The sequence below is a fragment of the Nocardioides scoriae genome (assembly GCF_900104965.1).
Classification (GTDB): Bacteria; Actinomycetota; Actinomycetes; order Propionibacteriales; family Nocardioidaceae; genus Marmoricola; species Marmoricola scoriae.
The window spans coordinates 1,790,588-1,812,769 of record NZ_LT629757.1 but is presented as its reverse complement, the minus strand read 5'-3'; the positions used below and the strand labels follow the sequence as shown (position 1 = coordinate 1,812,769).

Below are 22,182 nucleotides of genomic sequence, written 5' to 3'. Positions count from 1 at the left end.
GCGTTCAGGCCGGCTGCCGGGCCGGCGAGGCGCGGCGGCGCCACCGGTCGGCGACCGTCCCGGCGTGCAACGTCCGCAGCAGTCGCTTCTCGACGAGCACGTAGAACACCAGCGCCCCCGCGACGGCTGCCACCAGCGCCAGCAGCACCACCGCGACCTGGGACGCAGTACCGCCCAGCGTCAGACCGGCCAGCCCCACCGTCAGCACCTTGAAGACCGCGACGTGGGTCAGGTAAAGCGAGTACGACACGTCCCCGAGGCCCACGAGCACGCCCGGCACCACCCAGCCGGAGCCGGCCTCCAGGCAGGCCAGCCCGTAGACGAGCAGCGTGAACGGGACCACCGTGACGATCACCACGGGCCAGTCCCCGTCGCCGGGGTAGGGGTCGGCCCCGAGCATGACCAGCGCCGCCAGGAGGACCGCGCCGCCGGCACCGAGGAGCGAGAGCGCCAGGGGCGCCCGGCGGTGGCCCGCGGCGAACAGCCCGCCGATGACCGCGCCGAGCATGAACTCGACGTTGAGGGGACTGGCCACGAGCTGCACCCACGGGTGCGTGGACGGCACCTGGCCCGCCGCCACGGTGACCATGCCCCAGACGGCCAGAGCGGGCAGCAGCGCCGCACGGGGGAGCAGCAGGGTGAGGGCGAGGACGACGTAGAAGTACATCTCGAACACCAGCGTCCACCCGACGAGCAGCAGCGGCAGCCCGTCCTGGGGCAGCAGCAGGAAGGACGCGAGCACGTCGGGCCGGTGCTCCTGGCTGTCGTTGACCAGGTCCGGCCGCAGCAGGTAGACCGCGAGGACGGCCGAGGTCACCACGAGGTAGGGCGGGTAGATCCGGGTGACACGCCGCCACAGGAAGTGGCGCGCTCCCGCGACGCCGTGGGGCACGCGGGCGGTGGTGACGAGCATGATGAAGCCGCTGATCACGAAGAACAGGTCGACGCCCGTCCGTCCCACCTCCTCGAGACGGACCCAGCCGGGTCCGCCCCCGAAGAGCGTGGCGTGCACGCCGCTGGTGCCGCCGACGTGGGCGAGGACGACCATGAAGGCCGCCACCGCACGAAGTCCCTGGATGTTCCTGACAGCCACTGGTTCCCCCCGAGGTCCCGAGCGCGTGGTGGGCGACCACGCTGAGGTCTCGCGAGTGTGGGCAGGTCAGGGCTGTGCCGGTGCGGCCCGCGGCGTGTCGGTCCCACGATGCGACCCTCCCGGGGAGGGGTCGTGTCCTTCCGTCTAGACCTCGTGCAGCGGCGCGGCGCGGACAGGCACACGATGGCCGGTCGGGCCGGGGCACCAGCCCGGAGCCGACCGGCGCGGTAGAGCTAGGACCCCGAGCCGAGCATCGGCTCCGGCCGGCGGTGCAGCCCCATGGCGGCGAACAGCTCGGCCTCGTCCTCGCCGAGCGTGCCGCACGCGTCGGCGGCGCGGGCCCAGCTGCGGTACATCGTGGTGTAGGAGAGCGCGTTGTGGACGTCGTCGCCCGAGGCCCACAGGCCCTCGCCGCCGTAGGTCAGCAGGGTGGTGCTCAGGGCGAAGTGCATCGACCCGTCACCGGGGTCGCGCAGCGTGTGACGGGTCTCCATCAGCACCCGGCCCTCGGTGAGGTCGAGGCGGTGCCAGACGGGATCCACGCTGGTGATGAGCGACCCCGGCAGCGTGCTGGTGCCGGTCGTGATCCAGGCCCGGAAGGGCTCGCGGCCGTGGCAGGGCGCGTGACCGTGGCGGCGGTAGACGACGTCCTCGCGGAACAGGTCGGCATAGGCGCCCCACTCGCCGCTGCGGTTGATCTCGGCGACCTCGCGAAGGTAGTGCTGCCACGCCTGCTCGAGCTCCCGCCGGTTGTGCACGGCCCCATCCAACCAGGGCGGTCGGCCCGTGGCGACCGTTTTGTCCCTTTCTGGCGGTTCCTCGCCAGAGGGCCGAGCCGGCCCCGGGGCCCATGGCGACCCCTGCGACAGCGGGGCCACGAGGGGTCCTAGAGTCGGCCGGCATGAGCCGCGTCCTGGACCTGCACCGCAAGAGCACCTCCCTGCCCGTGGTGGGCCCGCTGCTGGGGGAGCGGCTGTTCTCGTTCGCGTTCTCGCAGGTCGCGCCGTACTTCTGGAGCATCCGGCCGCGCTTCACCGTGATCGAGCCCAACCACGCCGAGGTCGTCATCCCCAAGCGGCGGGCGGTGAAGAACCACATCGGGACGGTCCACGCCATCGCGCTGTGCAACGGCCTGGAGGCGGCGATGGGCGTGCTCGCCGAGGCCAGCATCCCGGCCGACAAGCGCTGGATCCCCAAGGGGATGGAGGTCGCCTACACCGCCAAGGCCACCAGCGACATCACCTGCCACGCCGACACCGACCCCGAGCAGTGGACCGGCACCGACCCGGACGTGCCCGTGCGCGTCAAGGGAGTGCGCTCGGACGGCACCGTCGTCATCGAGGGCGTCATCCGGCTGTGGGTGACCCCCAAGCGCTGAGCCGCCTGCTCAGACCCCGCTGGGGGTGCCCTGCGCGCCTCCGGACGCCAGGGCGTTGGGCCCGACGCTGGTGGTGTCCAGGGTGGCGCGCTCGCCGACGTAGCGGCGCTGGACCCAGGTGGCGATGGCGGTCAGGACGAGGTTGACCGCGACGTACATCGCGGCGAGCACGAGCGCGGTCTGCACCTGGTTCTGGAACTCGGTGTAGATCGCCTTGCCCACCGCCGTCAGGCCCGGTGCGGCGATGTAGAAGCCGAGGCTGGTGTCCTTGAGGGCCACCACGCACTGGCTGATGATCGAGGGCAGCATGATCTTCACCGCCTGCGGCAGCAGGACCAGCGACATCACCTGCGACTTGCGCATCCCCAGGGCGTACGCCGCCTCCGCCTGCCCGGCAGGGACGGCGTTGATGCCCGCGCGGAACACCTCGGCCAGCACCGAGCCGTTGTAGAGCGTCAGCGCGATCACGACGCACCACAGCGCGCCGATGCCGTCGGCGCCGACGCCGTAGCTGAAGTAGAGGAAGACCATCAGCAGCAGCACCGGGACGGCCCGGAAGAACTCCACGACCAACCAGGCCGGTCCGCGGACCCAGCGCCGGTCCGAGAGCTTCGCGACGCCGAGGACCACGCCGAACACCACCGAGAAGACCACGGCCAGCGCGGCCATCTGCAGGGTGCGCAGCAGGCCGTCGAGGAGGGCCTGGAGGTAGGCCGGGGTGATGAACGGCTCCCACAGGACGTAGGCGAGCTGTCCCTTGGCGTCGAGGCGCAGCACCACGAGCGCGAGCAGGCCGAGCAGGGCGAGGACCGTGACGACCGAGTAGATCCGGTGGCGTCGCCGGGTGCGGGGGCCGGGGGAGTCGAACAGGACGTTGGCGCTCATGCGTGGGCCACCTTCCAGCGACGCTCGAGCCGGGAGGCCCCGAAGGACACGACCTCGACGAGCACGACGTAGCCGATCGCGAAGAGCAGGAAGATCGCCTCGCGCGCGTCGGCGTTGTTGTTGGTGAAGTAGCGCATCCGGGCGGTGGCCTCGAGCAGCCCGAAGGCGGCGGCGACCGAGGTGTTCTTCAGCAGCGCGATCATGACGCTGGCCAGCGGCGGGACGGTCGCGCGGAAGGCCTGCGGGAGGATGACCTCGCGCATGGTGCCGGCGAAGGTGAGCCCGATGGCGCGGGCTGCCTCGGCTTGTCCGAGGGGGACGGCGTTGACGCCCGAGCGGATGGCCTCGCACACGAACGTCGAGGTGTAGAAGCTGAGCGCGATGACGCCCTTGACGAGGAACGGGAAGTTGACGTCGATGCGCGGCAGCGCGATGAAGACGAAGATGAAGACGATCAGCAGGGGCGTGTTGCGCACCACCGTGACGTAGGTCGACACCGCCCCCCTCAGGATCGCGACGGGTCCCACGCGCAGCGCGCCGAGCAGGGTGCCCAGCACCAGCGAGATCAGGCCGGAGAGCAGGAACAGCTGGAGGGTCAGCCAGAAGGCGCGGAGCACCAGGTCGAAGTTGCTGAAGACGTCGTCCATGCGGGGCGGACCTCCTTCCTCGGTCGGTGGGTGGGGCGGGGGACGGCGGGGCCGCCCCGACGGTCCGGACTCGGCGACGGGGCGGTCACGCGGACCGCCCCGTCACCTCGTGCGGTGCGTGTCAGGCGTCGCAGGCGTCGAGCTTCGGCTGCTCGGGCGCCTCGGCGCCCGACTTGCCGAGCGTGGCGTCGAACGCCTTCTCCCAGTTGCCGTCCTCGAACGAGGTCTCGATCGTGTCGTTGATCCACTGGCACATCTCGGAGCTGTCCTTGCTGTAGCCCACCCCGTAGCGCTCCTCGGAGAAGGGCTCGCCGACGACCTCGAGCTCGTCGGGGTTCTGGGCGGCGTAGCCGAGCAGGATCGAGCCGTCGGTGGTCATCGCCTCGACGGTGCCGTCGAGCACCTGGTCGCGGCACTCGGAGTAGGTGTCGAAGCCGCGCGGCTTGGCGCCCTCGGCCTCGGCGTTGTCGAGGGAGGTCGACCCGGTCACCGAGCAGACCTCCTTGCCCTTGATGTCGGCCACGTCCTGGATGTCGCTGCCCTTCTTGACGAGCAGCTGCTGGCCGGTCACGTAGTAGGGCCCGGCCTGACCGACCACCTGACGACGCTCGTCGGTGATGGAGTACGTCGCGATGACCAGGTCGACCTCGCCCGCCTGGAGGTAGGGCTCCCGGTTGTCGGAGATGGTCTCCTTCCAGGTGATGCCGTCCTCGGGGATGCCGAGGGAGCCGGCGAAGATCTTGCCCATCTCGACGTCGAAGCCGGTCGGCACGTCGTCCGCCGCGCCCTTGAAGCCGAGCCCGGGCTGGTCGAACTTGACGCCGATGGTGATCTTGCCGGCGTCGGCGAGCTCCTTCATCTTGGTGCCGGCCTCGAAGCTGGAGGCGGCGTCCTTGTCGACCTCGACGTCCGCACCCCCCTGCGAGGACTGTCCGGCGTTGCCGCCGCAGGCGCTGAGCGCGAGGGCGAGCCCGGCGGTGGCGAGCACCGCCCTGGTCCTGGTGAATCGCATTGCTGTCTCCTTCTGTCCGGGCCGGTGACCCGATCCCTGTCCGGTGGTGGTGGCAGTGCTGCTGTCCCGAGAGAAGTGGGGGACGCCCGTGGCGCCGCTCAGTGGGTGAGGATCTTGCCGAGGAAGTCCTGGGCCCGCGCCGACCGCGGGTGGGTGAAGAACTCCTCGGGGGTGTTCTCCTCGACGATCGCGCCGTCGGCCATGAAGACGACCCGGTCCGCGGCGGTGCGCGCGAAGCCCATCTCGTGGGTCACCACGATCATCGTCATGCCCTGCTGGGCGAGGTCGACCATGACGTCGAGGACCTCCGAGATCATCTCGGGGTCGAGGGCCGAGGTGGGCTCGTCGAAGAGCATCGCCTTGGGCTCCATGGCCAGGGCGCGGGCGATGGCCACGCGCTGCTGCTGGCCGCCCGAGAGCTGGGCGGGGTACTTGTCGGCCTGGTGGCCCACGCCCACGCGGTCGAGCAGCTCGCGACCGCGCTCCTCGGCCTGCGCCCTGCTCCGGCCGCGCACCTTGATCGGCCCGAGGGTGACGTTCTCGAGGATCGTCTTGTGGGCGAAGAGGTTGAAGCTCTGGAACACCATGCCGACCTCGGAGCGCAGCGCGGCCAGGGCCTTGCCCTCCTGGGGCAGCTCCTGCCCGTCGAGGGTGATGCGGCCCTGGTCGATGGTCTCGAGGCGGTTGATGGTGCGGCACAGCGTCGACTTGCCCGACCCGGAGGGGCCGATCACCACGACGACCTCGCCCTTGTGGACGGTGAGCTCGATGTCCTGCAGGACGTGCAGCTGCCCGAACCACTTGTCGACGTGGTCGAGGACGATGAGCGGCTCGGAGGTCGCGGACGACGCGCGCCGGCGGCGTGCCGGCGGGGCGGTCGCGTCGGGGGTCTCGGGGTCGGTCATCCGGTGACCCTAGGGGGGCGGGGCGTCGGGAGTCGAGGTGAGCCGGGGTGGTGGGGTCGATCGTGACCGGGTGGTGACCTGCGGCGTGACGCGTGTCGCCCCGGTGTCCCACCGAGGTGGGTTTGTCCGCGCGACCCCCGGGCACTGGCAGGGGAGCCGACGATCCCCCGACACGAGGAGCACGACACGATGAGCAGCCTGGTGGGCACCCTGGTCCGCGGCACGATCTCCACGGCGTACGGCGCGGCGCGCCACCCCGTCTCCACCGCGACCCAGGCGGTCGGCCTGGCGCACAGCGCGGTCCGCCTCGGCCTGGGCGTCGTGCACGGCCGGATCCCGGGCGGCGAGCCCGCGAGCACCCCGCGCCCTCCGGCCCAGCGGCCCGACCAGCCCGGGCAGGCGTCGCCCTCCGGCTCGGAGCCGGCCGCCACGACCGCCACGACCGCCCCGTCCCGGCTCGAGGACGGGACCCCGATCCCCACGCCGGCCGAGGTGGCGGTGCGCGCGACCGGTCCGCTGCCGGGCGCGCCAGGCGAGGCCTTCGCGACCGAGCCCAAGGTCGCCAGCCGCGACGTCGCCCACGGCGGGTCCGCGACCGGCGACCGCGAGGCCGTCGAGGGGTTCCTCGAGGACATGGAGGCCGGCGAGCCCGAGTCGCCCATCGACGCGATCGGCTCCACGACCGGGACGCCCGAGCCCGGCGAGGAGGCGGCGGTGCTCTCCGAGGCCGAGACGCTGCAGCGCGGCGCCGAGCGCAACCCGGGGGAGTAGCCCGCCCGCCGCGACTCCGATTCGGGGCAGCGCCGGTGCCGCCGTACCCTGGGTGACTGTCATGGCTGAGCAACGCACCTACCAGGTCCGCACCTACGGGTGCCAGATGAACGTCCACGACTCCGAGCGCCTCACCGGCCTGCTGGAGACGGCGGGGTACGCCGCGGCGAGCGGCGACGAGCCCGCCGACGTCGTGGTGCTCAACACCTGCGCGGTCCGGGAGAACGCCGACAACAAGCTCTACGGCAACCTCGGCCACCTGGCGTCGGTCAAGAAGAGCCGACCGGGCATGCAGATCGCGGTCGGCGGCTGCCTGGCGCAGAAGGACCGCACCACCATCACCGACAGGGCCCCGTGGGTCGATGTCGTCTTCGGCACCCACAACATCGGCTCGCTGCCGGTGCTGCTGGAGCGGGCGCGGGTGGCCGAGGAGGCCCAGGTCGAGATCCTGGAGTCGCTCGACGTCTTCCCCTCGACGCTGCCGACCAAGCGCGAGTCGGCGTACGCCGCCTGGGTCTCGGTGTCCGTCGGGTGCAACAACACCTGCACGTTCTGCATCGTCCCGGCGCTGCGCGGCAAGGAGAAGGACCGCCGGCCCGGCGACGTCCTGGCCGAGATCGAGGCGCTGGTGGCCGAGGGCGTCAGCGAGGTCACCCTCCTGGGCCAGAACGTCAACGCCTACGGCGTGGAGTTCGGCGACCGGCAGGCCTTCTCCAAGCTGCTGCGCGCCTGCGGCGAGATCGAGGGCCTCGAGCGGGTGCGCTTCACCTCGCCGCACCCCGCGGAGTTCACCGACGACGTCATCGAGGCGATGGCCGAGACCCCCAACGTGGTGCCGTCGCTGCACATGCCGCTGCAGTCCGGCTCCGACGCCGTGCTCAAGGCGATGCGGCGCTCCTACCGCCAGTCGCGCTACCTCGGCATCATCGAGCGGGTCCGGGCCGCGATGCCCGACGCCGCGATCACCACCGACATCATCGTGGGCTTCCCCGGCGAGACCGAGGCGGACTTCGAGGCCACCCTCGACGTGGTGCGGGCCGCGCGGTTCGCCAGCGCCTTCACCTTCCAGTACTCCAAGCGCCCCGGCACCCCCGCCGCCGTGCTCGAGGACCAGGTGCCCAAGGCCGTCGTGCAGGACCGCTACGAGCGCCTGGTCGCCCTGGTCGACGAGATCGCCTGGGCCGAGAACCGCGCCCTCGAGGGCCGCGTCGTCGAGCTGATGGTCGCCGAGGGCGAGGGCCGCAAGGACGCCGCCACCCGCCGGCTCTCGGGCCGCGCCCGCGACAACCGCCTGGTGCACTTCACCCCGCTGGCGCCGGACGGCACCCCGGTCGACGTGCGCCCCGGCGACGTGGTCGAGGTCGAGGTCACCTACGGCGCCCCCCACCACCTCGTCGCCGACGGGCCGGTCCGCTCGCTGCGGCGTACCCGCTCGGGGGACGCGTGGGAGGCCCGCACCGCCGCGCCCGCCCCCACCGCCGGCGTCTCCCTCGGCCTGCCCACCGTCGGCGTCCCCGCGCCGCTCCCGGTGGTCGACGGCTGCTCACGCTGATCGGGGAGTCCTGCTGCCACCAGGTGGCAGCCAGGCTCCCCGGTGTGGTCGGGCGTCCACAGGTCGCAGATGGGACCTGGTCCGGGACGGTGGCCCGTTCCAGGCTGGTCGGGTGCCAGACGAGCGTGCCGACCTGCTGTGCCGGCAGGACGGCGTCGTCACGCGCGAGCAGCTGCGTGCCCTGGGCGCCGGCGAGCACGACATCCGGCGGTGGCTGCGCCGGCGTGACCTCGTGGTGGTCCATCCCGGCGTGTACGTCGACCACACCGGCCCGCTGACGTGGCGGCAGCGCGCGTGGGCCGCCACCCTGGCCGTGGGGCCGGCCGCGCTGCACGGGGTGTCTGCCCTGCGCGCGGCCCACGGTGTCGTGCGACCGGGTGGCCGCGAGGACGGCCCGATCCACGTGGCGGTCGAGCACGACCGGCGGGTGCGACCACCCGAGGGAGTGGTCCTGCACCGCACCCGAGGTCTCGGCGGGCGCGTGCGGTGGAGCGCCTCGCCGCCGTGCGTGCGCCCGGAGGAGGCGGTGCTCGACGTGGCCGCGGAGGCCCGCGACGACCACACCGCCGTGGCGGTGCTGGCCGACGCGGTCCAGTCGCGCGTCACGACGACGTCCCGGCTGCAGCAGGCCCTGGCGGGTCGGCCGCGGATGGCTCGGCGGCACTTCGTGGGGGAGGTCCTCGCCGACGTCGGCACGGGGGCGTGCTCGGTCCTGGAGCGTGCCTACCTGGTCGACGTCGAGCGGGCGCACCGCCTGCCCCGTGGCGATCGCCAGGCGCCCACGGTGGTCGGGCGGCCAGGGGCCAGGGACGTGACCTACCGGACCCGGGGTCTCGTCGTGGAGCTCGACGGCCGGCTGGGGCACTCGACGGCGGCCGACCGCGACCGTGACCTGCAGCGAGACCTCGACGCGGCGGCGTGTGCCGACCTGCGCACCGTGCGCCTCGGGTGGGGCCAGGTGCTGGGTCGGCCGTGTGCGACCGCCGGACTGGTGGCCACCCTCCTCGGCAGTTCGGTCACCCCGTGCCCGCGCTGCTCGACGACGGGGAGGACTGCTGCCACCGGGTGACAGTGATCCTCCCCGTCGTCGTGCGTGAGGTCAGGCGGGGGCTTCCTCGGTGGCGTCGACGTCGCGCTCGCCCTCGTCGGTCTCCTCGGGGTAGTCGATCTCGTCGGGGACCTCGCCGTCGGTCACCTGGGCCGACCGGGGCTGGTCGGGCGTGGTGGGCGGGAAGTCGTCGACGTCGGGCTGGATGGCGTCGGCCGGTCCGCCGGGGCCGGGCTCGGGGGCCGGGTCGACCGCGGGGGTGGGGGCCTCGGGCAGCTCGTCGCCGGTGCTGGTCACCGGTCGACCCCCGGGGTGCCACCGGGGGTGCCGTCGCCCATCGGGCCGGTGGGGGCCTTGGGCTCCTTGGCCGACGTCGGCGTGGCCGGGTCGCTAGGGCCGGCGGGGTGCTGGGTGCCGGTGCCGCTGGTGGGCGTGAAGCCGGTGCCGGTGGTGCCGCCGGTGCCCGTGGTGCCGAGGTCGTCGCCCTTGGTGCCGTCGAGGCCGTCGAGGCCCTGCTTGGCCTTGGCCACGCCCTGGCGGATCTTGTCCGAGTGCTTGCCGCCGGTCTTCTTGTCGACGGCGTCGGCGGCCTTGTCGAGGCCCTGGTTGATCTTGTCGCCGTGCTGGTTCACGGCGTCGCTCAGCTTCTTCTTCGCGTCGTCGAGAAAGCCCATCGCGATCCTCCCGGTGTGTGGCAGTGCTGTGCGCGGCGTACCCGCCGCTGGACCCCCCAAACTAGCGGTCGACACTAGGGGGGTGACCCCCTCCGCCCCGCCTCCCGCCGCGCCGGGCGCCGGCCTGCCCGTGGTGGCGGTCGTGGGGGCCACGGCGGCGGGCAAGAGCGACCTCGCGCTCGACCTCGCCGAGCGGCTGGGCGGCGAGGTGGTCAACACCGACTCGATGCAGCTCTACCGCGGCATGGACATCGGCACCGCCAAGCTGCCCGCGGCCGAGCGGCGGGGGATCGCCCACCACCTGCTCGACGTGCTCGAGGTGACCGAGCCGGCGAGCGTGGCGGAGTTCCAGGGCTGGGCGCGCGCGGCGATCGCGGACTGCCGCAGCCGGGGCGTGGTGCCGGTGCTGGTCGGCGGCTCGGCGCTCTACACCCGGGCCGTGCTCGACCGGTTCGAGTTCCCGGGCACCGACCCGGACGTCCGGGCGCGGCTCGAGGCCGAGCTCGAGGCCGAGGGGGCGCAGGCGCTGCACCGACGGCTGGCCGAGGTCGACCCCGCCGCGGCGGCCCAGGTGATGGCGAGCAACGGACGTCGCGTCGTGCGCGCGCTGGAGGTCGTGGAGATCACCGGCCGGTCGTTCACCGCCACCCTCCCCGTCCAGGCGTACGTCGACCCGCGCAGCGTCCAGGTCGGGGTCGACGCCGGCCGCGCGGTGCTGGACCGGCGGATCGGGGCCCGGGTGGACGCGATGTGGGAGGCCGGACTGGTCGAGGAGGTGCAGCGGCTGGTGGGCCACGGCCTGCGCGAGGGGCGTACGGCGGGCCGCGCGATCGGCTACCGACAGGTGCTGGACCTGCTCGACGGCGAGCTGACCGAGGCGCAGGCCCGCGAGCAGACGGTGACCGGGACCCGGCGCTTCGCCCGCCGCCAGGACAGCTGGTTCCGCAAGGACGACCGGGTCGCCTGGGTCGCCCACGACGACCCCGAGCGCGTCGACCGGGCGCTGGACGCGGTCGCCGCGACGGGCGCGCTCAGGTCCCGCTGAGCCGGTCGAGCTCGCGTGGCAGGTCGCGCATTCCCATGAGCGGGGAGAACACCACGATGGCCGCGGACAGCGCGCTGCCGGCGAGCGAGATCCAAAACACCGCCCGCACGCCGACGGCCTCGCCGAGGACGCCGCCGACGAAGGCGCCGACCGGCATCACGCCCCAGACGAGGAACCGGATGGAGGCGTTCATCCGGCCCAGGAGCGGCCGCGGGCACAGCCGCTGGCGGAAGCTGACCTGGGTGACGTTGTAGACGACCACGACGAAGGTCAGCACGAGGCTCGACAGCGTCAGGGCGACCATCGGCGGGATCACCGTGCCGGCGAGCGGCATCAGCGCCCCGGCCGGCAGCCAGAACAGCGTGCTGAGGGGGATGGTGCGGCCCTCGCCGACGACCCGGTTGATGGTGGGCGTGGCCAGCGCCCCGAGCAGCCCGCCGGCCGCACCGAGACCCATGGCCAGGCCGATGTGGCCCTCGTCGAGGTCGAGCTCGCGCAGGCAGAACAGCACGAGCAGGGCGCCGCTCATCGAGGAGAACAGGTTGCTCGTGCTGGTGCACGCCGTGATCCGCCACAGCAGCGGGTGCGAGAACACGAACGCCAGGCCCTCGCGCACCTCGACGACCAGCGGGCGCCGGTCGGCGCGGGGCGGAGGCGTGTCGACGTGGCGGATGCGCCGCACGAACAGCGCGGAGCCGAGGAAGCTCACCGCGTCGACCGCGACGGTGACGGGCGCGCCCACGGCCCGGATGAGCAGACCGCCGAGGCCGGGCCCGCCGATCTGCGCCACCGACTGCACCGCCTGCAGGCGGGCGTTGCCCGGCCCGATGTCGTCGGGCTCGACCAGGTCGGGCAGGTAGCTCTGGTAGGTCACGTCGAAGAACAGCGTCGCCGTGCCGACCACCAGCGCGACCACGAACATCTGCGGCAGCGTCAGCACCCCGGCCCACCAGGCCAGCGGCAGCGAGCCGAGGGCCAGCGCCCGGGTGACGTCGGCGGCGACCAGCACCCGCTGCTTGCGCCAGCGGTCGACCCAGGCGCCGGCGGGCAGCCCGATCACGAGGAACGCCAGGAACTCGCAGGTCGCCAGCAGCCCCATCTCGAAGGCGCTGGCGCCGAGCACCTTGACCGCGAGCACCGGCAGTGCCAGCACGCTCAGCTGGGTCCCGACCTGGCTGATGGCGTCGGCGAGGAAGAGCTGGCGGAAGTCGTGCTGGCGGAACAGGCTGGCGCGCCGGGTCGCGCTCGTGAGGCTCACCGGTGCATCGTGCGGAAGTGATTGGGAAAAGTCAATCAGTTAGCCTTCGCGTCATGGAGCCCGCGCCGCGTCCGGACCCGCCACCCGCGCCCCACGGCCGGCTGCCGGTCGGGACGCCCCGCCAGGCCTGGGGACGACGGCCCGCCGACGAGGCCGAGAGCCGGGCGCTGGCCTCGCCGCTGCGGCTGCGGATCCTGCGCCTGGCGCTGCACGAGCCGCGCACCAACGCCGAGCTCGCCGAGGCGCTGGGGATGCACCCCGCCTCGGTGCTGCACCACGTCCGGACGCTGGTCGACACCGGTTTCCTCGTCGCCCAGGAGGTGCGCCGCGGGGCCCGCGGCTCGCGGACCCGCCCCTACCTCGCCTCGGGCAAGTCGTTCTACGTCGACACAGGCGACCACGACCTGCGGACCGGCGGCCAGGACCTGCTCGTGACGACCTTCCTGCAGGAGGTGGCCGGGCTGCCGCCGGGCGCCCTGCAGACCTACCGGCTGGGGTTCCGGCTGGGGCCCGAGGACCTGGCGCGGGTGCGCGCCCGGCTGCACGAGCTGCTCGAGGAGGTCGCCGCGGCGCCGAGCGACCCCGACGGCGAGCCGTGGAGCCTGTTCGTCGGGCTGCACCCCGAGCCCGGGATGTCCGGTTCTGCGGGCGCGCAGGGTGGTGCACCACCTACCGTCGACCCATGACCGTGGAGCACGAGCTGCCCGTCCACCGCCCTCGCACGTCGGCCTGGACCGAGGTCGCCGACGTCGAGGAGCTCGAGGCGATCGTGGGCGTGCCGACCCCGGCCGCGGCCCACAAGGGCCGCCGGCGGCTGACCGACCTCGACGTCGCCTGGCTGCGCGCCGCGCCGTTCTGCGTGCTGGCGACGTCGTCGGCGGTGGGCGAGTGCGACGCCTCGCCGAAGGGCGACCCGGCCGGCTGCCTGGTCCACGTGATCGACGAGACCACCCTCGCGATCGCGGAGCGGCCGGGCAACCGCCGCGTCGACGGCTACCGCAACGTGCTGCAGAACCCCCAGGTCGGGCTGCTGTTCATGATCCCCGGTCGCGGCGACACGCTGCGCGTCAACGGGCGGGCCCGGCTGGTCAGCGAGGCGCCGTTCCTCGACGAGATGGTGGTCCGCGGCCACCGGCCTCGGCTGGCCCTGGTCGTGGAGGTCGAGGAGCTGTTCCACCACTGCGCCAAGTCCTTCCTGCGGGCCGGGCTGTGGGACCCGAGCACCTGGGACCCCGAGGCCGTCGTGCCGCGCCGCGCCGTGGTGGCGCACGCCCTCGAGCGGCCGGAGACCCCGGTCGCCGAGCTCGACGCCTACTACGGCCCGGCGTACGCCGAGCGCGTCTACGACTGACCCGCCACCGGTCCGAGGCTGAGCCCGCGGCCGGCCGGCTCAGCGACGGGCGACGAGGTAGCCGACCACCGCCGCCGAGGCGAGCAGCGACAGCGTCTCGCCGGTCGGGGCGGGCGCGACCAGCATCGGCAGGCTGGTGAGCAGCACGATGTCGAAGCCGCGCAGCGCGCTGCCGTAGAGGTTGGTCGGCACGCCCCCGGCCGGCGTCGAGACCAGGGGCCGGGAGTAGTCGGGCGGCCGTCCGGTCACCCAGCGCGCCGCAGCGGCCGTGGCGCCGGCGCCGATGGCCAGGCCGAGCAGCACGGTGTCGCGCACGGAGCCGCCGGCCACGTGGGTGGCCGGCCCCGTCGCCAGGCCGTACGCCGTCAGCACCGCGAGCGGGACGACCAGGTGGGCCGCCCGCGACAGGGCCGGCGGGAACGGCAGCGACCGCGCCATCGCCACCGATCGGGTCAGCACCCGCAGCCCGGTCAGCAGCGGCAGCGCCACCAGGAAGCCCACGAGCACGGCGACCACGACGGTCAGCCGGCCGGCACCCGACGCCGCGGCCGCCCACGGGACGACCACCACGGCAGCCACCCGCAGCAGCGAGGTCGGGCTGCGCCGCAGCCGCAGCAGGTCGCGGTGCACCAGCGCGAGCGGACCGCTGGGACCGCCGCGCCGGGGCACGACCGTGGCGCGGCGACGCCAGCGGTGGCCGAGCACGACGTCGTGCACCAGGGCCAGGTCGAGGTTGGCCAGCGCGCCGGACAGCCCGGGCGCCAGGCTGCCGCCGGGGGCCAGGGCGGTCAGCCGCATCGACGGCAGCCGGCGCACGGCGCGCCCCGCGGCGGCCAGGGCCAGCACGGCCAGCGCGACCACCGCGGGCCAGGCCCAGCCGGGCAGCCGGCGCACCGGCTCGAGGGACGGGACCACCCCGAGGGCGAGCGCGAGCAGCAGCCCGACCAGCCCGGCGGCGACCACGGCCTGGCCCGCGGCGGCGGTGCGCTCGCCCGGGGCGCCCGCGGCCTGGGTCGCGACCAGCAGCGCCAGGGTCGCGGCGGCCAGCAGCCCCCCGACGAGGGCCAGCACCAGCAGCGGGAGCCCGACGACCGAGACCAGCGCGAAGCCCAGCGCCGTCAGCGTCGCCCCGGCCGCGCCGCCCACCGCGAGGGTGGCCAGCAGCCGGGGCCGCAGCAGCGCGCCCCGGTCGAGGGGGGAGGGGAGCAGCCAGGACGAGACCGCCGGCGAGCTGTAGACCGGGCCGAACAGGCGACCCAGCACGACGACCGCCAGCAGCGCGGCCAGCACCGTCGCCCAGGGCAGCACGGTGCGTCCGGCACCGCAGCCCCGGCTGGTGCAGAAGGTGTCGGACAGGCGGCCCAGGTTGAGCACCACGTTGACGACCATCGAGCCGAGCAGCGCCGTCGAGAAGAGGGCGACGTAGGCGTCCTGCAGCACCTCCGACAGCGTCGCGTCGGCCCGGCCGCGCCGCCAGTGGCGCACCTGGGAGCGGAGCTCGCGGACCTCCGCGGCCGGCTCGTTCACGAGGGCCGGCCCAGCTCCAGGCTGCGGTCGGCGACCAGCTCGACCAGCCGCGGGGAGTGCGAGGCGAACAGCACCGCCAGACCCTCGGACTTCTCCCGCCGCAGCCTGGCCCCGAGCCACTCCAGGCCCTCGGTGTCGAGGCGCTGCTCGGGCTCGTCCAGCAGCAGCAGCCGGCGCGGGCGGACCAGGGCGGCCGCCAGGGCGAGCCGCCGCAGCTGGCCCGAGGACAGGGTGCCCGGCAGCTGCCCCGACTGGGCCACCAGCCCGACCTGGGCGAGGACGTCGTCGACGAGGTCGTCGGCGTCGGCGACCCGGTGGGCGCGCGCGAGCAGGTCGAGGTGCTCGACGACGGAGAGGTCGGGGAAGAAGTCCTGGTCGTCCATGACCACCGCGAGCGCGCTGCGCACCCGCGGGTCGCGCTCGTCGAGGGGGCGCCCGTCGAGCTCGACCGTGCCCGAGGTGGGCTCCTCGGTGCCGAGCACGCAGCGCAGCAGCGTCGACTTGCCCGAGCCGTTGGGCCCGGTCAGGGCGACCGCCTCGCCGGGCTGGACGTCGAGGTCGACCCCGTCGAGCACGACGGTCTCGCCGTGGCGGCGGGTCAGGCCCCGCAGGCGCAGGACGGGCACGCGGTCGGGCGCGGTCTTCGGCACCGGCCCAGTCTGGCCCCACCGCGTGCCGGTCCGACGCCGGGTCGCCGGCCGGTGGGGCGGACGTGACAGGATCGCGAGCCGTGAGCGAGTACTCCTTCGTCAAGGGCCACGGCACCGAGAACGACTTCGTCCTGGTGCCCGACGCCCAGGGCCGCCACGAGCTCACCCCCGAGCAGGTGGTCCGGCTCTGCGACCGGCGCGCCGGGATCGGCGCCGACGGCGTGATCCGGGTGGTCCGCACCGACGCGACCGACGACCCCGCGGCCGTCGCGGCCCGCGGCGAGGCGACGTGGTTCATGGACTACCGCAACGCCGACGGCTCGGTCTCGGAGATGTGCGGCAACGGCATCCGCGTGCTGGGCCGCTTCCTGGCCACCCACGCGGACGTCGACCCGCGCGACCCGCTGCCGGTCGCGACCCGGGGCGGGGTCAAGGTGCTGACCTTCGCCGACGGCCGGCACGACGGCGACGTCACCGTCGACATGGGCACGCCCGAGCTGCTGGGCGACACCGAGATCGGCATCGGCGAGCGCAGCTGGCCCGCGGTGCACGTCAGCATGGGCAACCCGCACGCCGTGGCGTTCGTCGACGACCTGGCCGACGCCGGTCCGCTGACCGAGGCGCCCCGCCACGACGCCGCCACCTACCCCGACGGGGTCAACGTCGAGCTGGTGGTGCGGCGCGGCGAGCACCACGTCGCCATGCGGGTCCACGAGCGGGGCTCGGGCGAGACCCGCTCCTGCGGCACCGGAGCCTGCGCGGTCGTGGTGGCCGCGGCGCGGGCCGACGAGGCGCCCCGCGGCACGGCGTACGCCGTCGACCTGCCCGGCGGCACGCTCAGCATCACCTGGACCGAGGACGACCGCGTGCTCATGACCGGGCCGGCCGTGCTCGTCGCCGAGGGCCTCACCGCGCTGTGACCCTCGTCGCCGCGTGACCCCGCCGCGGTCCTAGGATCCCGCGCATGGAGATCAACGCAGCCAGCGCCATCGTCACGGGAGCGGCCTCCGGCATCGGTGCCGCCGTCGCCCGCCAGCTCGCCGCCCGGGGCGCCCGGGTCGTCGTGGCCGACATCGACCAGGCCCGCGGGGAGGCGCTCGCCGCCGAGATCGACGGCGTCTTCGCCCCCGTCGACGTGACCCGCACCGAGCAGATCGTCGCCGCCATCGAGGAGGCCGAGCGCCTCGGTCCGCTGCGCGTCCTGGTCAACTCGGCCGGCATCGGCTGGGCGCAGCGCACGGTGGGGCGCGACGGCAGCTACGACTCCGCGGCCGACCTCGAGGCCTTCAGCCGGGTGGTCCGCATCAACCTCATCGGCACCTTCGACTGCATCCGGCTGGTCGGCACCGCGATCGGGCGCACCGAGCCGACCGCGTCCGGCGAGCGGGGGGCGATCGTCAACCTGGCGAGCGTGGCGGCCTTCGACGGCCAGATCGGCCAGGCGGCGTACTCCGCGTCCAAGGGCGGCGTCGTCGGCCTCACCCTCCCGGTGGCCCGGGACCTCGCGGCCGTCGGCATCCGGCTCAACACCGTGGCCCCCGGCCTCATCGACACCCCGATCTACGGCGAGGGCGAGGCGGCCGAGGCGTTCAAGGCCAAGCTGGGCGAGTCCGTGCTCTACCCCCGGCGCCTGGGCCGGCCCGACGAGCTCGCCAGCATGGTCGTGGAGTGCGTGACCAACTCCTACATGAACGGCGAGACCGTCCGCGTCGACGGCGGCATCCGAATGCCCCCGAAGTAGCTCGTGCTCCCCACCGAAGTCGATCAGACTTGGTGGGTCATGGTGTCGCGATGGATCCTCGCCCGCCCCTCCTGGCCGATGACCGCTCCGACGCCGGTGCTGGTGACCACCGGGGTCGGCCTCGCGCCGTCCTGCACCGCAGGACGTTGCTGGCGAGCGCCGCGGCGGGTGGGGTTGCCACCCTCGCGCCCTGGCGCGACGGGCCGGCCGTGGCGGCGGGCGAGGGTCCGATCCTCAGTCCTGGAGCGGGGCGGCCCCGGTCCGCCACGTCGAGGTGAGCCTCGACGGTCGGCCGCCGTTCACCTGGCGGTGGGCCGGTGGACACGCCGTCGCGGTGGGCTGCAGACATGACCTCCGCACCGTCCGGACCCTCCCGCCGACACCTGCTCGCCGGATCGGCCGGGCTGCTGGCCCTCGGGGCGGTGGGCTCGCCCGCCGAGGCGCGGGCCGTGGGGCGCACCGCGCCCGGCCAGCTGCGACGGGGGCTCGCGCTCACCGACGGCGTGCAGACCGGCGACGTGACCAGCCGGTCAGCCGTGCTGTGGGCCCGGGCGTCCGGGGAGGGCCGCCTGGTCGCCCGCGTCGGCAGCGGCCGGCAGCGGCGCGTGGTGCGGGGTCCCTGGGCCACCGTGCGCTCCGACCTCACCGCCCGCATCGAGGTGGCCGGGCTCGCGCCGGGACGCGAGCACCTCGCCGAGCTCTGGTTCGAGACGCCCGACGGCACCCGCGGCGAGGTGGGCCGCTCCCGGTTCGTCACGGCGTCGCACCGGCGCGAGGCGACGTCGTTCGTGTGGACCGGTGACACGGCGGGCCAGGGATGGGGGATCAACCCCGACCTCGGCGGCATGACGGCGTACGCCGCGATGCACGCGACGCGGCCCGACTTCTTCGTCCACGCCGGCGACACCATCTACGCCGACGGCCCGATCCTCGAGCGCGTGGTCGAGCCCGACGGCCAGGTGTGGCGCAACCTGGTGACCCCCGAGGTCTCCAAGGTCGCCGAGACGCTGGGGGAGTTCCGCGGTCGCCACCGCTACAACCTCCTCGACGACCACGTCCGCGCCTTCTACGCCGACACCCCCGTCGTGGCGCAGTGGGACGACCACGAGACGGTCAACAACTGGTGGCCCGGCGAGGTGCTCGACGACCCGCGCTACACCGAGAAGCGGGTCGACGTGCTGGCCGCGCGGGCCCGCCGTGCGTGGCAGGAGTACCAGCCGATCGCGGTCGGCCAGACCCGCGGCCGCGGGCGGACCGGCTTCGCCGAGGCACGCATCTACCGCAGGATCGAGCGCGGGGCCCACCTCGACGTCTTCTGCCTCGACATGCGCACGCACAAGTCCCCGAACACCGCCGGCCTGGAGGCCCGCGAGACCCCGATCCTGGGCCGGGAGCAGGCCGACTGGCTGGTGCGGGAGGTACGCCGCTCCACGGCCACGTGGAAGGTGATCTCGGCCGACCTGCCGCTGGGCATGGTCGTGCCCGACGGCACGGCGCAGGAGTCGATCGCCAACGGCGACCCCGGCGCACCTCTGGGGCGCGAGCTCGAGCTCGCCCGGGTGCTGCGCGGCCTCAGGGGCGTGCCCGGCGTCGTGTGGATCACCGCCGACGTGCACTACTGCGCAGCCCACCACTACAGCCCCGGGCGAGCGGCGTTCACCGACTTCGACCCGTTCTGGGAGATCGTCGCCGGGCCGATCAACGCCGGCACCTTCGGGCCCAGCCAGCTGGACGGCACCTTCGGGCCGGAGCAGGTCTTCGCCAGGGCGGCCGACTACCCCAACCAGTCGCCGCGCGGCGGCAACCAGTTCTTCGGCCACGTCGACATCGCCGCCGACGGGCTGCTCACGGTGTCGCTGCGCAACGCCGCCGGCACGGTGCTGTGGTCGCGCGACCTGGAGCCCGGACGCCACCGCTGAGGCCCCGCCCGCGGGGGACGAGCCCGCGGGGGACGACCCCTGGGGGACGCAGCCGCCTAGACGCCGTGGCGGGGGTTGCGGTCGCTGTCGTGGTCGTGGGTCCCGACCGGGTCGGGGTGGACCTCCGGACGCCCGTCGCGGGCCGATTGCTCGGGCAGCGGCTCGCCGTCGTCACCGGTGTCGGGGGCCTCGTCGGTGTGGGTCGGCGCCTCGTCGTATCGCACGCCGCGGTCCACGCCCCGGATCGACCCGGCCCGCTCGCTGCTGACGCCCATGCCGGAGTCGTGCTCGTCGGTCGGGTCGACGCTGTCGGCGCTCGGGTCGGACTCGGTCACCTCGGTGGCCGGGGTCTCGCCCGTGGCGGGGCCGGTCCGGTCGTCCGCGGGCCCGGTCACTGGCTCGGCTGCTCGGTCGAGGCCTCGGTGTTCTCCTGCTGCTCGGCCGTCTCCTCCGACGTCGTGTCGGGGTCGGGCTGCTCGTCCTCGACGGCGATGGTGCCGCCGGAGGTCGAGCCCGTCGCGGGGCCCTCGTCACCGGAGGCCTCGTGGCCGGCCGGCGGCTCGGTGCCCTGCCCGCCCGCGGCGAGGCCGGGGCCGTCGCCGTCCTCGGGGACGCCCGGGGGCGTCGACACCTCGGGACCGTCCGTGCCGTGGCCGCTGTCGGCGGGGGAGTCGCTCATGCGGTCCCGCGTACCCGGGCCCCGGCCCGCCAAACCGGGGCGGCAGGACGATTGCGGTCGTCGGTGCGGGGCACTTCAATGGCACGACGCGCCGTACCCCCGGCGCCGCTCTCGGGAGGCCCCATGTCGCGCCGCACCTCGTCCACCCGCCTCGTCGCCAGCGCGGCGGTGATCGCCACCGGCGTCGCCGGCCTCGCGCTCGCCCCGGCCGAGGCGGCCCCCGCTGCGGACGGGACGCACCGGGCCGCGCCCGCCCTCGCGGCCCCGTCGGGCGAGCGCGCCCGGCGCTACAACACCAAGACGCCCACCAGCGTCGGCTACGGCGGGGCCGTGACCTCGGTCGACCCCGAGGCGTCCCGGGTCGGGCTGCAGGTGCTGCGCTCGGGGGGCAACGCAGTCGACGCCGCGGTGGCCACGGCCGCTGCGCTGGGCGTCACCGAGCCCTACAGCGCCGGCATCGGCGGCGGTGGCTACTTCGTCTACTACGACGCGCGCTCAGGACGGGTCCGCACCATCGACGGACGCGAGACCGCGCCGGCCACGATGCCCCGCGACGCCTTCACCGACCCCGACACGGGGCAGCCCTACCGGTTCACCCCCGAGCTGGTCACCAGCGGTGTCGCCGTCGGCACGCCCGGCACGCTGGCGACCTGGAAGACGGCGGTCGACCGCTGGGGCAGGCGCAGCCTGGCCCGCGCGCTGCGGCCCGCCGCACGCCTGGCCGACCGGGGCTTCCTGGTCGACCAGACCTTCGCCGAGCAGACCGAGCAGAACCGCGAGCGGTTCTCCGACTTCCCCGCCACCTCCAAGCTGTTCCTGCCCGGCGGCCAGGCCCCCGAGCCCGGCACGGTGCTGCGCAACCGCGACCTGGCCGCGACCTACCGGCTGATCGCCCGCAAGGGCACCAAGGCGTTCTACACCGGACCGCTCGCCCGCGAGATCGCCCGCACCGTGCAGCGGCCGCCGACCGTCGCCGACCCCGAGCTGCCGGTCCCCCCGGGGTTCGTCACCACCCGGGACCTGGCGCGCTACCGCGTCTCCCACCAGGCGCCCACCCGGATCCGCTACCGCGGCTACGACGTCTACGGCATGGCGCCGTCCTCCAGCGGCGGCTCCACCGTGGGGGAGGCGCTCAACATCCTCGAGCGCTACGACGTCCCCGCCCTCGGCGACACCCAGGCGCTGCACCACTACCTCGAGGCCAGCGCGCTGGCCTTCGCCGACCGTGGGGAGTACGTCGGTGACCCCCGCTTCGTCGACGTCCCGCTGAACGACCTGCTCTCCGACCGCTTCGCCCGCGAGCGCGCCTGCGAGATCGACCCGGCTGCCGCCGCCACCAAGCCGGTCGACCCGGGCGACGTCAGCTCCTACGACGGAGTCTGCGCCGACGGCACCCGTCAGCGCCGGCCCGAGACCGACACCGAGAACATCTCCACGACCAACCTGACCGTGGCCGACCGGTGGGGCAACGTCGTGGACTACACCCTCACCATCGAGCAGACCGGCGGCTCGGGCATCACGGTCCCCGGCCGCGGGTTCCTGCTCAACAACGAGCTGACCGACTTCTCCTACGGCGCGACGTACGACGCGACCGACCCCAACCGGATCCAGCCCCTCAAGCGGCCCCGCTCGTCGATGTCGCCGACGCTGGTGCTGCGCGACGGGCGGCCGTTCCTGGCCCTGGGGTCCCCGGGCGGCTCGACGATCATCACGACCGTGCTGCAGATGCTCTTCAACCGCCTCGACCGTGGGATGAGCGTGCAGGAGGCGATCGCCGCCCCGCGCGGCTCGCAGCGCAACACCGCGAGCATCACCGCCGAGCCGGAGTTCATCGCCGCCTACGGGCCGGCCCTCGAAGCGCTCGGCCACAGGCTCACCCCCGCCGGCGACGCCTTCACCAGCGCCGCGCAGATCGGCGCCGCCACGGCGATCGAGTTCGGGTCGCGGGGCCGGCTGACGGCCGTCTCCGAGCCGGTGCGGCGCGGTGGTGGGTCGGCGCTGGTGGTGCGCACCCGGCGCTGAGCCGGGTGTGGGAGGTCGCGCCGCC

The 22,182-nt window shown here is 74.3% G+C and carries 24 protein-coding genes; 11 read left to right on the top strand and 13 right to left on the bottom strand.

What is annotated here, in order from left to right; all coding sequences use genetic code 11:
• Positions 1–4: 4 nt before the first annotated feature.
• Together BLU55_RS08635 and BLU55_RS08630 are read right to left on the bottom strand one after the other, a co-directional pair.
• Positions 5–1,093, bottom strand: a complete 1,089-nt coding sequence (locus BLU55_RS08635; protein ID WP_269457943.1) for an acyltransferase family protein — start codon at positions 1,091–1,093, stop codon at positions 5–7.
• A 233-nt stretch (positions 1,094–1,326) separates the two neighbouring features.
• Positions 1,327–1,851, bottom strand: a complete 525-nt coding sequence (locus BLU55_RS08630) for a hypothetical protein (RefSeq protein WP_091728494.1) — start codon at positions 1,849–1,851, stop codon at positions 1,327–1,329.
• Between the two features lie 143 nt (positions 1,852–1,994).
• On the opposite strand from BLU55_RS08630, the gene BLU55_RS08625 reads away from it, so the two are divergent.
• Positions 1,995–2,471, top strand: a complete 477-nt coding sequence (locus BLU55_RS08625; protein WP_091728491.1) for a hotdog fold domain-containing protein — start codon at positions 1,995–1,997, stop codon at positions 2,469–2,471.
• A 9-nt stretch (positions 2,472–2,480) separates the two neighbouring features.
• Here BLU55_RS08625 and BLU55_RS08620 read toward each other — a convergent pair whose 3' ends face one another.
• From BLU55_RS08620 to BLU55_RS08605, 4 genes are all read right to left on the bottom strand, one after another.
• A complete protein-coding gene (locus tag BLU55_RS08620; RefSeq protein ID WP_091728488.1) occupies positions 2,481–3,356 on the bottom strand; it encodes an amino acid ABC transporter permease in 876 nt (291 codons plus the stop codon).
• Positions 3,353–4,003 carry an amino acid ABC transporter permease gene (locus tag BLU55_RS08615; RefSeq protein ID WP_091728485.1) on the bottom strand — a complete coding sequence of 217 codons (651 nt, stop codon included), beginning with the start codon at positions 4,001–4,003 and terminating at the stop codon, positions 3,353–3,355. Before BLU55_RS08615 ends, BLU55_RS08620 begins: the two co-directional genes overlap by 4 nt.
• Positions 4,004–4,124: 121 nt before the next feature.
• Entirely contained in the window at positions 4,125–5,015 is an 891-nt protein-coding gene (locus BLU55_RS08610; protein ID WP_091728482.1) for a glutamate ABC transporter substrate-binding protein, read from the bottom strand.
• Between the two features lie 98 nt (positions 5,016–5,113).
• Complete coding sequence (locus BLU55_RS08605) at positions 5,114–5,920, bottom strand: amino acid ABC transporter ATP-binding protein (RefSeq protein WP_091728479.1); 807 nt, start codon at positions 5,918–5,920, stop codon at positions 5,114–5,116.
• Positions 5,921–6,109: 189 nt separating this feature from the next.
• Between BLU55_RS08605 and BLU55_RS08600 the strand changes: the two genes are divergently transcribed.
• The 3 genes from BLU55_RS08600 to BLU55_RS08590 all read left to right on the top strand — a co-directional run bounded on the left by BLU55_RS08600 (position 6,110) and on the right by BLU55_RS08590 (position 9,312).
• On the top strand, positions 6,110–6,691 hold the full coding sequence (locus BLU55_RS08600) for a hypothetical protein (protein WP_091728476.1): 582 nt from the start codon (positions 6,110–6,112) through the stop codon (positions 6,689–6,691).
• A gap of 61 nt (positions 6,692–6,752) precedes the next feature.
• Positions 6,753–8,243: a tRNA (N6-isopentenyl adenosine(37)-C2)-methylthiotransferase MiaB gene (gene miaB / locus BLU55_RS08595; protein WP_091728473.1), complete on the top strand. Its 1,491-nt coding sequence runs from the start codon at positions 6,753–6,755 to the stop codon at positions 8,241–8,243.
• Positions 8,244–8,355: 112 nt separating this feature from the next.
• On the top strand, positions 8,356–9,312 hold the full coding sequence (locus tag BLU55_RS08590) for a type IV toxin-antitoxin system AbiEi family antitoxin domain-containing protein (RefSeq protein WP_157682803.1): 957 nt from the start codon (positions 8,356–8,358) through the stop codon (positions 9,310–9,312).
• Between the two features lie 30 nt (positions 9,313–9,342).
• Here BLU55_RS08590 and BLU55_RS08585 read toward each other — a convergent pair whose 3' ends face one another.
• Both BLU55_RS08585 and BLU55_RS20150 read right to left on the bottom strand, forming a co-directional pair.
• Positions 9,343–9,588 (bottom strand): hypothetical protein, encoded by a 246-nt coding sequence (locus tag BLU55_RS08585; protein WP_091728471.1) that lies wholly within the window; start codon positions 9,586–9,588, stop codon positions 9,343–9,345.
• Complete coding sequence (locus BLU55_RS20150) at positions 9,585–9,965, bottom strand: antitoxin (protein WP_091728468.1); 381 nt, start codon at positions 9,963–9,965, stop codon at positions 9,585–9,587. The genes BLU55_RS08585 and BLU55_RS20150 overlap by 4 nt, the downstream gene beginning before the upstream one ends.
• Before the next feature lie 82 nt (positions 9,966–10,047).
• Here BLU55_RS20150 and miaA point away from each other — a divergent pair, with 82 nt between their 5' ends.
• A complete protein-coding gene (gene miaA, locus BLU55_RS08575) occupies positions 10,048–11,010 on the top strand; it encodes a tRNA (adenosine(37)-N6)-dimethylallyltransferase MiaA (protein WP_091728465.1) in 963 nt (320 codons plus the stop codon).
• On the opposite strand, the gene BLU55_RS08570 is transcribed toward miaA, so the two are convergent.
• Positions 10,997–12,268 (bottom strand): MFS transporter, encoded by a 1,272-nt coding sequence (locus tag BLU55_RS08570; RefSeq protein ID WP_091728463.1) that lies wholly within the window; start codon positions 12,266–12,268, stop codon positions 10,997–10,999. The two genes, miaA and BLU55_RS08570, sit on opposite strands and share 14 nt — an antisense overlap.
• 53 nt (positions 12,269–12,321) lie before the next feature.
• Here BLU55_RS08570 and BLU55_RS08565 point away from each other — a divergent pair, with 53 nt between their 5' ends.
• Both BLU55_RS08565 and BLU55_RS08560 read left to right on the top strand, forming a co-directional pair.
• Entirely contained in the window at positions 12,322–12,954 is a 633-nt protein-coding gene (locus tag BLU55_RS08565; RefSeq protein WP_091728460.1) for a helix-turn-helix domain-containing protein, read from the top strand.
• Positions 12,951–13,619: an MSMEG_1061 family FMN-dependent PPOX-type flavoprotein gene (locus BLU55_RS08560; protein WP_091728457.1), complete on the top strand. Its 669-nt coding sequence runs from the start codon at positions 12,951–12,953 to the stop codon at positions 13,617–13,619. The genes BLU55_RS08565 and BLU55_RS08560 overlap by 4 nt, the downstream gene beginning before the upstream one ends.
• A 39-nt stretch (positions 13,620–13,658) precedes the next feature.
• On the opposite strand, the gene BLU55_RS08555 is transcribed toward BLU55_RS08560, so the two are convergent.
• Both BLU55_RS08555 and ccmA read right to left on the bottom strand, forming a co-directional pair.
• Positions 13,659–15,146 carry a DUF6297 family protein gene (locus BLU55_RS08555; protein WP_091728455.1) on the bottom strand — a complete coding sequence of 496 codons (1,488 nt, stop codon included), beginning with the start codon at positions 15,144–15,146 and terminating at the stop codon, positions 13,659–13,661.
• The gene (gene ccmA / locus BLU55_RS08550) at positions 15,143–15,796 is read right to left on the bottom strand and encodes a heme ABC exporter ATP-binding protein CcmA (RefSeq protein WP_231917114.1); all 654 of its coding nucleotides are present in this window, start codon (positions 15,794–15,796) and stop codon (positions 15,143–15,145) included. The genes BLU55_RS08555 and ccmA overlap by 4 nt, the downstream gene beginning before the upstream one ends.
• A gap of 80 nt (positions 15,797–15,876) precedes the next feature.
• Between ccmA and dapF the strand changes: the two genes are divergently transcribed.
• The 3 genes from dapF to BLU55_RS08535 all read left to right on the top strand — a co-directional run bounded on the left by dapF (position 15,877) and on the right by BLU55_RS08535 (position 19,456).
• Entirely contained in the window at positions 15,877–16,716 is an 840-nt protein-coding gene (gene dapF, locus BLU55_RS08545) for a diaminopimelate epimerase (protein WP_091728450.1), read from the top strand.
• A gap of 44 nt (positions 16,717–16,760) precedes the next feature.
• The gene (locus BLU55_RS08540) at positions 16,761–17,537 is read left to right on the top strand and encodes an SDR family NAD(P)-dependent oxidoreductase (RefSeq protein WP_091728447.1); all 777 of its coding nucleotides are present in this window, start codon (positions 16,761–16,763) and stop codon (positions 17,535–17,537) included.
• A 347-nt stretch (positions 17,538–17,884) separates the two neighbouring features.
• On the top strand, positions 17,885–19,456 hold the full coding sequence (locus tag BLU55_RS08535) for an alkaline phosphatase D family protein (RefSeq protein WP_091728444.1): 1,572 nt from the start codon (positions 17,885–17,887) through the stop codon (positions 19,454–19,456).
• Between the two features lie 56 nt (positions 19,457–19,512).
• On the opposite strand, the gene BLU55_RS08530 is transcribed toward BLU55_RS08535, so the two are convergent.
• Together BLU55_RS08530 and BLU55_RS08525 are read right to left on the bottom strand one after the other, a co-directional pair.
• Entirely contained in the window at positions 19,513–19,851 is a 339-nt protein-coding gene (locus tag BLU55_RS08530) for a hypothetical protein (protein WP_091728441.1), read from the bottom strand.
• Entirely contained in the window at positions 19,848–20,135 is a 288-nt protein-coding gene (locus BLU55_RS08525) for a hypothetical protein (RefSeq protein ID WP_091728439.1), read from the bottom strand. Before BLU55_RS08525 ends, BLU55_RS08530 begins: the two co-directional genes overlap by 4 nt.
• 123 nt (positions 20,136–20,258) lie before the next feature.
• Between BLU55_RS08525 and ggt the strand changes: the two genes are divergently transcribed.
• On the top strand, positions 20,259–22,157 hold the full coding sequence (gene ggt / locus BLU55_RS08520; protein WP_091728436.1) for a gamma-glutamyltransferase: 1,899 nt from the start codon (positions 20,259–20,261) through the stop codon (positions 22,155–22,157).
• The last annotated feature ends 25 nt before the right edge of the window (positions 22,158–22,182 follow it).